The sequence below is a fragment of the Scytonema sp. UIC 10036 genome, from assembly GCF_009725235.1.
The window spans coordinates 56,562-68,025 of sequence record NZ_WJFC01000034.1; the positions used below are offsets into that span (position 1 = coordinate 56,562).

11 protein-coding genes are annotated in these 11,464 nt (G+C 39.6%); 10 read left to right on the forward strand and 1 reads right to left on the reverse strand.

The annotated features are described in order from the left end of the window. The first annotated feature begins 71 nt into the window (after positions 1-71). The 10 genes from F7734_RS18050 to F7734_RS18095 all read left to right on the forward strand — a co-directional run bounded on the left by F7734_RS18050 (position 72) and on the right by F7734_RS18095 (position 9,824). Positions 72-437, forward strand: coding sequence for a CHAT domain-containing protein (locus tag F7734_RS18050; protein ID WP_243146944.1), 366 nt, complete (start codon positions 72-74; stop codon positions 435-437). After that, positions 434-3,535: a CHAT domain-containing tetratricopeptide repeat protein gene (locus F7734_RS18055; protein ID WP_243146945.1), complete on the forward strand. Its 3,102-nt coding sequence runs from the start codon at positions 434-436 to the stop codon at positions 3,533-3,535. The genes F7734_RS18050 and F7734_RS18055 overlap by 4 nt, the downstream gene beginning before the upstream one ends. Before the next feature lie 54 nt (positions 3,536-3,589). Then, the gene (locus F7734_RS18060) at positions 3,590-5,203 is read left to right on the forward strand and encodes a hypothetical protein (RefSeq protein ID WP_155745979.1); all 1,614 of its coding nucleotides are present in this window, start codon (positions 3,590-3,592) and stop codon (positions 5,201-5,203) included. Positions 5,204-5,519: 316 nt separating this feature from the next. Further along, positions 5,520-6,758, forward strand: coding sequence for a CHAT domain-containing protein (locus F7734_RS18065; protein WP_155745980.1), 1,239 nt, complete (start codon positions 5,520-5,522; stop codon positions 6,756-6,758). Between the two features lie 175 nt (positions 6,759-6,933). Further along, a complete protein-coding gene (locus tag F7734_RS18070; protein WP_155745981.1) occupies positions 6,934-7,278 on the forward strand; it encodes a hypothetical protein in 345 nt (114 codons plus the stop codon). A 173-nt stretch (positions 7,279-7,451) separates the two neighbouring features. Next, positions 7,452-7,745 carry a nucleotidyltransferase domain-containing protein gene (locus F7734_RS18075; RefSeq protein ID WP_155745982.1) on the forward strand — a complete coding sequence of 98 codons (294 nt, stop codon included), beginning with the start codon at positions 7,452-7,454 and terminating at the stop codon, positions 7,743-7,745. After that, the gene (locus F7734_RS18080) at positions 7,742-8,083 is read left to right on the forward strand and encodes a DUF86 domain-containing protein (protein ID WP_155745983.1); all 342 of its coding nucleotides are present in this window, start codon (positions 7,742-7,744) and stop codon (positions 8,081-8,083) included. The genes F7734_RS18075 and F7734_RS18080 overlap by 4 nt, the downstream gene beginning before the upstream one ends. A 245-nt stretch (positions 8,084-8,328) precedes the next feature. Further along, complete coding sequence (locus F7734_RS18085; RefSeq protein WP_155745984.1) at positions 8,329-8,733, forward strand: hypothetical protein; 405 nt, start codon at positions 8,329-8,331, stop codon at positions 8,731-8,733. Between the two features lie 228 nt (positions 8,734-8,961). Continuing rightward, the gene (locus F7734_RS18090; RefSeq protein WP_155745985.1) at positions 8,962-9,432 is read left to right on the forward strand and encodes a hypothetical protein; all 471 of its coding nucleotides are present in this window, start codon (positions 8,962-8,964) and stop codon (positions 9,430-9,432) included. A 119-nt stretch (positions 9,433-9,551) separates the two neighbouring features. Beyond that, positions 9,552-9,824 carry a hypothetical protein gene (locus F7734_RS18095; protein WP_155745986.1) on the forward strand — a complete coding sequence of 91 codons (273 nt, stop codon included), beginning with the start codon at positions 9,552-9,554 and terminating at the stop codon, positions 9,822-9,824. A gap of 143 nt (positions 9,825-9,967) precedes the next feature. Here the strand turns inward: F7734_RS18095 and F7734_RS18100 are convergent, their stop codons facing one another. Next, a complete protein-coding gene (locus F7734_RS18100) occupies positions 9,968-11,461 on the reverse strand; it encodes a serine/threonine-protein kinase (protein WP_155745987.1) in 1,494 nt (497 codons plus the stop codon). Positions 11,462-11,464: the final 3 nt, after the last annotated feature.

Genomic DNA, 11,464 nt, shown 5'->3' on the forward strand with positions numbered 1-11,464 from the left:
CTTCTATAGCGCTTTTCACTCTGAATCTAGAACAATGTCGCCTCGTCACTCTATCTGCTTGCGAAACCGGATTGATTGATTTCCGGAATACAAGCGACGAATATATCGGTTTGCCCAGTGGTTTCCTTTATGCAGGTGCTTCTAGTGTCGTCAGTTCCCTCTGGACAGTGAACGACTTATCTACAGCATTTTTGATGATTCGATTTTATCAGAACCTACAAAAGGGTTTGGCTGTGGCTTTGGCGCTTAATCAAGCTCAACTCTGGTTAAAGAATTTGAACAAGGGGGATTTGGAAACGTGGATTGAAGAAAATCAGTTACTATTGAAACCAGCAGTTAGGATGAATCTACGTCGTCGTTTTTACAAGTTGGAGGATGATGGTAAACCCTTTCAATCGCCTTTCTACTGGGCAGCGTTTTGTGCGATTGGTCAATGATGAACGAACAAAGTCAAGAAACCTATAGGAAATTAATCGACGCACTGCTTAAATGTAGCAGTAGCCAGGAAATCAATGAGATTTTGAATAGCAATCGGCATTTGATCGATGCTGGGTTATTGCAGATGATGCAACAGGTAGCGCAGGAATTAGCAGAAAAGGGTAACGAAAATGCTGCTAATTTTTTAAGGGATGTTAGCTGTCAATTATCTGAAGTATTGAGATTATCATCAACCACCACTTTTTCTCAACCCCAAAACCCTAACTCCCAACTTGACTTACTCTTGCAGTTATTGCAAGCAATCCACTACAGTAACAACAACCCGAAAGTGTTGTACTCGCTGTTACAAGATAACTTACGCCTACTTAATGATAACTGTGCCAGTGTTTTGCACAATTGGGCAACTACGACCTTGCCACGTATAGTACCAGAACAAGCCCAGGAGTTGGCGGCAGATATAGTCAATTTTAGTATCTTCATTCGTAAGCTGCCTCTAGGGAATCAAGCCAGTAACATAGAAATTGCCATAGCAGGGTATAAAGTTGCTGCTACGGTATTTACCAGGGAAGCTTTTCCTCAAGAATGGGCTTCAGTGCAAAACAATCTGGGAATTGCTTATCGTAACCGCATCAGAGGGGAAAAAGCGGAGAATTTAGAACAGGCGATTGGCTATTATTTGGCTGCTTTGAGGGTATGTACTCACGAACTATATCCCTATGACTGGAGTATGACCCAACAAAATTTAGGTATTGTATATCAAAATCGCATTCGGGGAGAACAAGCAGAGAACATCGAAGCAGCAATTCGCTGCTTTCAAGCTGCATTAAAAGTACGTACTCGCCAAGCCTTTCCTCAAGACTGGGCGATGACCCAACACAATCTGGGAATTGCCTACAGTAATCGCATTCGGGGGAAGAGATCGGAAAATTTAGAAGCAGCCATTTGTTGTTTTCAGGCTGCCTTGGAAGTACGCAGCCGCGAAGTTAATTCCCAGGAGTGGGCAATGACTCAGAACAATTTGGGAATTGCTTACTACGAAAGTATTAAGGGAGAAAAGGCAGAGAATTTGGAAGCAGCCATTCGTTGTTTTCAGGCTGCCTTAGAAGTATACACTCGCGAAGCCTCAGCCCACAAATGGGCTATGCTGCATAACAATTTGGGCAATGCCTATAGTCATCGTATTTGTGGGGAAAAAGCAGAGAACTTAGAAACAGCTATTCGTTGTTTTAAAGCTGCCTTAGAAATACGCACCCGTAGATCTTTTCCCGAAGAATGGTCTACAACCCAGAACAATCTAGGCGATACCTACCGCAAACGCATTAATGGGGAAAAGCTAGAGAACTTAGAGATAGCCATTCGCCATTTAAAGGCTACCTTAGAGGTACGTACTTGCGAAGCTTTTCCCCTATTATATGTAGAAACTCAATTCAATCTCGGTCTTGCCTATCAAGATGCCGGACGGTTTAGCGATGCTTACAATGCTTTTACGGCTGCTATTGATACTTTAGAGTCTTTGCGAGGGGAGATAGTCTTTGGTTCTGCAAAAGAAGAAGACAAACAAAAACTAGCTGAAAAATGGAACAAGGTCTATGAATTTGCAGTAGAAGTTTGCTTGGAGTTGGAGAACTCTACCAAAGCAATAGAATATGTCGAGCGCAGCAAAACTCGCAACTTGGTAGAACTTATCCTCAGTCGCAACATCCAGGCTATTTTTCCCAAAGAAATCGTTAGACAATTGGAACAACTCCAAGACGAAATCTCTACAAGTCAGTACCAACTGCAAACCGCTACAGCGGAAGTAAGTACCGCTCTGACACAACATCTTTCACAGCTAAGGCAGCAGCGCAATGAACTGCAAAACCAATACCTGCCCCTTGGTTCGGGGTTTAAGTTTGACCAATTTAGAGTAACTTTGGATCGGCGCACTGCTATTGTCCAGTTTTATGTTGCCAGAAATAAGTTTCTTGTTTTTATTTTCACCTGTCAAACCCAACAGCCTATAGTTTGGCAATCCGAGCCGAAAGACCTAAAAAAATTGATGTATTGGGTAGCTGGATACATGGGAGCTTACTACGAGAAAAAATCCCATTGGCACCGCCGCCTGAGTACCCGCCTTCATTTACTAGGTAAGATTCTGCACCTTGAGGAAATTATTAAGCTGATTCCCGATAGCTGTGAGAGGCTAATTTTAATTCCCCATCAGTATTTACATTTATTTCCCCTTCATGCGTTGCCTGTTACAGAGAAATCCAGTCTCCTTGATTTATTTCCCCAAGGCGTGAGTTATTCCCCTAGCTGTCAACTGTTCCAACTTGCCCAGAGGAGAAAACTTCCTGACTTCACAAGCTTCTTTGCGGTTCACAACCCTACAAAAGACCTCGGCTATACCAATATTGAAGTGGAAACAATTCAACGTTATTTTGGTACAACTAATGTCCTCAAAGAAGAGATGGCAACCAGAGAAGCCATTGATGATATTTCTTTTACTAATGCCCACTGCACCCACTTTAGCTGTCATGGCTATTTTCACCCAAACCAACCTCGCCAATCTGGTCTTATCCTCACCGATGCATATCTTGACACGGCACCCACCGAAATTAACTCAGAACAGTATCTCACTTTGCCAGATGGAAAAGTGCTGGATTTGGATAAATGCCTTACTTTGGAGAAAATATTTACCCTCAACTTAGACCAATGTCCCCTCGTCACTCTATCTGCTTGCGAAACCGGATTGATTGATTTTCGGAATATCAGCGACGAATACATTGGCTTACCCAGTGGTTTCCTTTATGCTGGTGCTATCAGTGTCGTCAGTTCCCTCTGGACAGTAAATGACTTATCCACAGCGTTTTTGATGATTCAGTTTTATCAAAACCTTCAAAAGGGTTTGGCTGTGGCTTTGGCGCTCAATCAAGCTCAACTCTGGTTAAAAAATTTGACCAAAGTGGAATTGGAAAAATGGATTGAAGAAAATCGGTTACCACTGAGTCCAGTAGTTAAGATGAATCTGCGTCGTCGTCTTTATAAATTAGAGAGTGATACTAAACCCTTTCAATCACCTTTCTACTGGGCTGCATTTTGTGCTACAGGTCAGTGATGACCAAATATCGATAATATACACCTAAGATTATCGGTCTAATCTGCCCCAATCATGAACGAAATTACCCAGAATTTTGGACTGCTTAGTCCTAGTATCACTCTTTATGCTTTCCATCTAAGAAACAGCATCAACCAAGGGGAAGAACCGACTGTAGCAGAAGCACCACATTTATGGGAACAGTTAGTCGATTTGGGTAATAAACTCCACATTGCAGAATTACAAACTCTGAAACAACAACTTATTTGTTACCAAAACAATGAGTATTTTCCACAAGCAGAAGATAGCCTTGGGGTTGAATATAGTACTTTACTGCGTAATCAAGAACAAAGTTTAAACTTTCGGTTAATTCCTCAAACTGGTGGGTTAGAACTTCAGGGTTTACTTTGCCCTTTTCGATTACATGATACTTATGCAATCGATTTTACCCTGTCTTCTACAGATACTTTAACTCTGCCTCAATTAAGTCGTCTCAATCCTTCTAATTTGTTACTGCCTCCACAGATACAAGCTTCTTTGGGGCAAACACTATTGCTTTTTGGTCAACCAATAGAACAGCAAGAAGACTATCAAGATTTGGCTGATGCCTGTGTTGCACAAATACTTCCCGAAAGAAATCCAACCGAATTAGTAGGTACAGGTTATCTGCTAGGCAATCCAATTTTTGAATATGAAAGCGCCCACACAGAACCATCTCAAAAACTGCATATTTTAGTTTGGTTTAAATGCCAAGATATGAACCCAACCCATATGGATAAAGTAGCTGAAATTCTACTGTATCTACTGTGGTGTCGCCATAAAATTCAGTATGTTTATTATGAATCCCGGTGGTGCGATCGCAAAGCAAAACAACTTTACGGCAAATTGGAAGAGTACAGGCGACGCTTTAGTCAAATTTCTCAAGCTGCAAATCAGCAATGGCGATTAAGGCAGTTATTATCAGAACTTCAACAGACGGAACTAGAGTATGTTCGTTACCTGGGGGAACTGTCAGACCATGAAAGTACAATTGCTATCAATGAACAAAATTACAGGGCTAAACTGGAAAAGCTGGAGTCGCTACCAGACACAAACTTACGTTTATGGCAACAGTTTTTACATCATATCCGTAATAAATTACAGCAACAAATTCAAACAGACTTACGCTTCCTAGAACGGGGACGCGATCGCTTCCAACATCTCAAAGCTACAGTCAAAGAAACGATTGCTAGTCAACCAGTCGAGATGGAAGCCAGGTTTATCAAGGAATTTAGGGAAGATGGGCAAAATTTGGCTACAGTTTCTTCACCAAAAGACTTATATTATCGTGAGGGTGACGTAGCAAAAGATAATATGCGTGGGCTTCCTCCTGAAATCTCCATTCGATTGTATAAAGCTTTACTAAGCTGTGAGCAATTTGACAACGCTCAACGTTTGCGGAATTTCTTTAGAGTAAATTTTCTACTTGAACCATGGCAATACTATTGGCAAACTGGTAGCCCCTCTGAACTTGTAGAGTATGCCATTGGCTACCTTAATGATAAATTTCGTAGTGACACAAAAGAAAATGCTTTAGTTATTTTAGTACGTTCACTGGCAGAGTCAATAGACCCAGCAGATAGCCGTTATCAAACTTTAGCTGGGCTGGCACGGGAAATTAATGTTGTACTTTCGACTAATATATCTTAGGACTGACGCAACCTCAACGGTATTTTGTGGGTTTCAAGCGTTGTCGATCCCTCCATTTCCCCCCTTAAAAAAGATTTACCCCCCTTAATCCCCCCTTATAAAGGGGGGAAACTAGATTGCCAGTTCCCTCCCCTTTCACGGGTGTAAGACCCGCAATTTAGTAGAACTCATCCTTGAACGCGATCGCCAAACCATCTTCCCTTCAGAAGTCACGACTCAACTAGAAAAACTTCGAGACGAAATAGCTAGCGGTCAGAATCAACTCCAGAATGGCGAAGCTGAAAACCCAACAGCCCTAGCCCAACATCTCCAACAGTTGCGACAGCAGCGAAATGACTTGCAAAATCGCTACCTAAGAGTTGGTTATGGCTTCAACTTAGGTGAATTTCAGCTAACTTTGAATAAGTCTACTGCTGTCATTGAGTGGTACATTACCGATACACGCTTTGAAACATTCATTATCACCCGCGATCGCCTCCAACACTTAAAGATATCTAACCTAGCTGATGCAAGTTATACTTTTATAAATTGGGTTAACGAGTATCTAAAAGCGTACAATCAAACAAAAATCGAGCCGAAAAATAGTGATTGGAAAAATAGTCTAGCCCCTCGCCTCAGTCGCCTCGCTCTTATTTTGCGATTAGATGAAATTCTCAAACTAGTACCAACCTGTTCGCGTCTTGTTCTCATTCCCCATACTGTCCTCCACCTATTTCCTCTACACGCACTTCCTTTGGCTAACGGCGATTTCTTGTGCAATATTTTTCCTGACGGCGTCAGCTATGCTCCCAGTTGTCAGTTGCTACAACAAGTCCAATTGCGACAACGCTCAATTTTTCAATCTATCTTTGCTATCCAAAACCCAACAGGGGACTTAAGTTACACTGATATAGAAGTAAACAGCATTTTAAATTTTTTCTCTTCCCACATAGTATTACGCAAAAACCAAGCAACCAAAGCTGCTCTGCTTCATCAAATGTCACAGCTACGAGAGGCGAATTCTTTACATTTTGCTTGCCACGGTTCATTTAACCTTAACTTTCCCCAAGATTCTTGCTTAATTTTAGCAGAAAGCGTGGATAAAAATCATCTTTTAGATTTCAGTAAATGCCTGACGTTGGGTAATTTGTTTGAACGAAATTTTGAGCTAGACCAATGCCGTCTTGTCGTACTCTCTGCTTGCGAAACGGGCTTAGTTGACTTCACCAATATGAGTGATGAATATATCAGTTTACCTAGTGGATTTCTCTATGCGGGTAGTGTGAGTGTGGTGAGTAGTTTGTGGACGGTAGATGATTTATCGGCTGCATTTTTGATGATTAAGTTTTCTCAAAATCTTAGTGCAAATTTATCAGTGACACTCGCACTTCAGCAAGCCCAAAACTGGCTGCGAAATGTAACGAAAAAACAGTTAGACCAATGGGTTACAGAGGAGAATCTGTTAAACCCTACAACTAAGATCCAGCTACGCCGTAGATTGAACGAACTGGCAAATGATGCTCAACCATTTAAAAACCCTTTCTACTGGGCGGCATTTTGCGCCATCGGTCAGTAGTTAAAAATATCTCATTTATCTTCCGAAAAGCAGACTCAGACTTTTGTATACATAACAAAAGACTGACTGTATCTTTTTTCGTCATCATCTTTACTATTGTCTGAATAGCATTCACCTATTTCGGGAACTTTTATACTAAATATCCTTCTTTATTATTGGTTATTAGGAGTTTAAAATGTCACCTTACGAAGAAAATATTCTGACATTTATTTATGTAATCAAAAACCAACCTGAGCTATTAACTACAGAAGACTGTACTGATGTACTAGAATTGCTGCTAAACCTCCCAGATGATGTTGAAGAAATTTCAAATGCAATCGCCCTCTGGTACGAAACCCGTCCGAAAATTCTAGATGCTATCCTCCAGGTACCAATTGAAGATTTAGACAGTTTAAGAGCAGCGGGCGGTCGCAGTACACCCATGACTGCTGCAGAAAGCAAGGAGTTGATTGAAAACTCAGTTACTGAGAGTAGCAAGTCAAATCAGTCAGATTCGTCATCTCAACCGAAAAAAGGATAATGGCTTGTGAGGTAATAGACAAAGATGATAAATTGATTCATAATAGCTTAAAAGTCTTTATGGTTCATTTAAATAATTAGCCATCAGGCGGGATAGGAGTAAGATAGTTTTCACAATAAGTCTTAAATGTTCGGTAAAAAAGTAAGTGTAGATCTAAGAGAGAAGATGAAAAAATGAAACTAAAAGAACTACTTAAAGAAAAGCGAGAAGAAATCATTCGTATTGCAGCTGAACATGGAGCTTACAATCTCCGAGTTTTTGGTAGTGTAGCCAGAGGAGAAGAAACAGAAACCAGTGATATCGATTTTTTGATTGATTATGACTTGAATAAAATTACGCCTTGGTTTCCTGGAGGGCTCATTCACGATTTAGAAACTTTGTTAAATCGTCAGGTTGATATAGTTACCGCTAATTCTTTACATTATATGATTCAAGAAAAAGTATTGAATGAGGCTATTCCATTATGAAAGACAGTCGAGTTTATCTCATTCACATTCGAGATTGTATAAATAGAATTAAAAAATATACGCAAGAAGGAAAAGAAGTATTTTTTAACGATATGAAAACCCAAGATGCGGTTTTAAGGAATGTTCAGGTAATGTGCGAGTCTGTTCAAAAATTACCAAGTGATTGGAAACAGGCATACCCTGAAATAGAATGGAATAATATTGCAGGCTTTCGGAATCGATTAACTCATGAGTACTTAAATATAGATCTCAATATTGTTTGGGATGTTATTGAAAACTATTTACCAAATTTAGAAACAACCATTGAAGCAATGGCAGAGGAATTTTGGAATGCTTAGGTAATAGATACCTTAGTAAACTATCTGTAATTGATTTAGGCATGAGTTTGTTAGGAAATGTTATCGGTAGGGCAGTGGGTCAAGGTGAGTTATTAGCAGAAATCAAACAGGAAGAATACTAGATTTTTCTAGATGTTGCAAACAGAAATCGCCCGGACAAATCAATGTCATTGAATTAAGTATTGGAGATGAGGGATATTTTCCCTGTATAATTTAATATATTGCTCGATTGTTTAGACGGAGACATGGCAGGTATCCCCTCACAACTGCTCAACCGATTGCGTCAAGCGCTTTTACAGTGCGAACAATTTGCAAGCGATCGCAACCTCAGGTCTGTTTTCTTCAACAACGAACCTCTCAGACCTTGGCGTTCCAACTTACCCCAAGCAGATAGTCTCACTAGTAGGGTGGACAATGTCATTGGCTTTTTAGTTGACAAACGTCGCAGCGACACTCAAGAGAACGCCCTTGTCCTACTCTTGCGTTCGCTCAGCAATTTAATAGATGAGGAAGATGAACGCCATCAGCAGCTGGCAAATTTAGCTTCGGAGGTTGAAATCGCTCTTATCAGTAGCACCACGACAACAAGCTTGAGCAAGTTCTTTTGCTGTTTGGTAGCGATCGCTAGGATGAAGTTGGGTCGCCTGTAATACGATCGCCTGCAATTGTGGTGTGATATTACGAACACCTTCAAGATGAAATTGGTTTGTCCTGTCTCCGCGATCGTAAAACTTTTCCGGATTTTCTCTTGCTAGTAGAAAAATTGAAGCTACTCGCGATGCTATGACTAAGGTCGTGCGCGATCGGAAATTGCCTGGACTAAAGTAAAATAAAACAGCCTGCAACTTCAGTCATATAAGAAAGCGAGGCTTACAGTTGTGAATTTATTTAGTTACGTCAAAAATGCGGACAGTTTAGTAATTAGAGAATTAACAACATGGATTGAAAAAATTCAAGAATACGTCGATTTATTTTATAGTGGCAATTTTGAAGTTACACGTAATACAAAGTTTGGAGATGGCATAGCTAAAGTAAGAGAAATAAGACAGCGAGCTATTGTCGAACCTCTAGTATTTCGAGGAGTACGCGATATTAATGGTATATTGCAAGCTGGTGCAATCATTACAGAAGAAATAGGTAATATTTACCAATATGAGGAAGGGTACGGATATTTGTATCTTGGCACAATCACCAATGCTCCTTGGAATTTAATTGAAATTCCACAACCAGAAGGACGTAAAGGTGCAGCAACATCATTAATGGAAGAAATTGTTCGGGAAAGCATTGAACTTGAATATAATGGTATTATCAAAACACAATCACTTGTCAGAGCAAAACCATTTTATTGAGAAGTTGGGTTTGTTGAAAATCCAGATGGTTCAAGTGAAATGGTACTGACCGAGCTAGCAGCAGCAGAATTTATAGAAAACCAGCAATTGCGACGCCAGCGATTTGATTAGGAGATTATATGTCAGAAACAGGTAGCAAGCACATTGATGCAGAACATATCCAAAAATGGCAGCGTTTAGATGAACTTGATAGTAGTGCTATTTCAGGAAAACCAATAACGGCAAAACAATTTCAAGCCTACTGTGCGTCAATTAAAAATGGTACTTATCTACAAGAAGATTTACAAGCCGTTCAAAAGCAAAAACAAAAGTTGCTACAAACACTTAGTCTTCTTGAGGAAATTGAAAAAACGTTGCAAACAGAAATCACCAGGACAAATCAATTTCATTAAATTGGGCATTGGGGATGAGGAATATTTTTTATGTATAATTTAAATGTATAGAACATCGTTTATACGGAGATATGGCAGGTATCCCCCCACAACTGCTCAACCGATTGGATAATTGACCAATGACAAATGACAGTCTTTACGAATTACACGAGAGACAGCTTAATTAAAGCTTGAGCAAGTTCTTTTGCTGTTTGGTAGCGATCGCTAGGATGATATTGGGTCGCCCGTAATATAATTGTCTGCAATTGTGGTGCGATATTACGAACACCTTCAAGATAAAATTGGTTTGTCCTGTCTCCGCGATCGTAAAACTTTTCCGGATTTTCTCTTGTTAGTAGAAAAATCAAAGTTACACCAATGGCATAAATGTCAGATTGGATCTGCGATTGACCCTTTTTTTGCTCTGGAGCAGCATAAATTCCTAAATGCAGGAAACTACCTTGGGACATACCTATTTGATTTATGGCTCTAAAGTTCTGTAAAACTATGCGATTGTCCAACTTTCTTACTAGCAAATTAAGAGGTTGAATATCACCGTGAATAATCGGAGGTTGTTGATTGTGGAGATAGTCCAACGTTTCACATACTTCAATCATCCATTTAATAACCTGTTGGTATGGAACTCCTTCTTGTTGATAGATGTGTTGCTCTAAATTTTGACCGAAGAGTCTTTCCATAACCAAGTATTTGTTCTTATCCTCCACAAACAGGTCAAAAAACTTTGGAATACCCGGATAGAGTAGACTCTTAAAAGTATGACCCATTTGCATACAGATTTCTCTACATTGGTTAATTTGAGCAATATCAATACTCATTTCTTGTAGAGCTAAAATCCTATAGGGATTACTCATATCATCCGTTTTTTCACAAGCTATATAGGTATTGCGATTTTCTTCTTCTGCTAGTATCTGCAAGACTTGATACTGACGGATTTGTTTGAGAACGTCGATGGGCTGACCGCAGTGTTTACAGAACAAGACTCCTGGTAAATTTCCCTCGTGTCTGCATTTTGTTTCCTTTTGCGGTGTACTTTCTCTTGTTGTAAGCTGCACTTGTGGTTCAAGTTTTTCCCGATTTTGAGGACTAAATCTAGTCTCTTTAAATTCTTTGCTTTCTGCAAATTCTCTTAGTAGCTGATTAAATTTTTCTTCTAACTGAGTATTATAACCTTGCAAATGCTTGAATTCAGAAATAACATTTTTAAGTTGACCCTGCAATAAAACCACTTTTGAATGAAGTTGTTGCTGCTCATTTTGGCAATCATTTAACTGAGTTTTTAATGTAACTAATTCGTTTTGAATTGTTGTTTCAGCTTGATGCTGCTGACTTCTTAAGTTGTCAAATCCGCTTTCTAGCTTAGATTCTATTTCATCTAATCCTTGAGCCAGTATTGTTTGAGCTTCTGCCAGTATTTTCTCAGAATTGTTATCTAATTCTTTTCTTATATTACTTAATTCATTTCTCAAGTTATTTTGGAGGTCAGTTAGGTCTTCCTTAACTTTTTGATTTTCTGGCAACAGATTTTCAATTTTTTTCAGAGCTAGTGCTAAACCATCCATAACTGCAATATCTTGTGGCAGACGGTTTTGCAATTCTGCAAGATTTTGTTCAACAGATACCAATTGATTTTGTTCCATAAA

What these genes read in the sequence shown, in the direction of transcription:
- F7734_RS18095 (WP_155745986.1), top strand. Translation starts at nt 9,552, where the DNA reads ATGTCAGAAACAGGTAGCAAGCACATTGATGCAGAACATATCCAAAAA.
- F7734_RS18060 (WP_155745979.1), top strand. Translation starts at nt 3,590, where the DNA reads ATGAACGAAATTACCCAGAATTTTGGACTGCTTAGTCCTAGTATCACT.
- F7734_RS18070 (WP_155745981.1), top strand. Translation starts at nt 6,934, where the DNA reads ATGTCACCTTACGAAGAAAATATTCTGACATTTATTTATGTAATCAAA.
- F7734_RS18075 (WP_155745982.1), top strand. Translation starts at nt 7,452, where the DNA reads ATGAAACTAAAAGAACTACTTAAAGAAAAGCGAGAAGAAATCATTCGT.
- F7734_RS18100 (WP_155745987.1), bottom strand. Translation starts at nt 11,461, where the DNA reads ATGGAACAAAATCAATTGGTATCTGTTGAACAAAATCTTGCAGAATTG.
- F7734_RS18055 (WP_243146945.1), top strand. Translation starts at nt 434, where the DNA reads ATGATGAACGAACAAAGTCAAGAAACCTATAGGAAATTAATCGACGCA.
- F7734_RS18080 (WP_155745983.1), top strand. Translation starts at nt 7,742, where the DNA reads ATGAAAGACAGTCGAGTTTATCTCATTCACATTCGAGATTGTATAAAT.
- F7734_RS18085 (WP_155745984.1), top strand. Translation starts at nt 8,329, where the DNA reads ATGGCAGGTATCCCCTCACAACTGCTCAACCGATTGCGTCAAGCGCTT.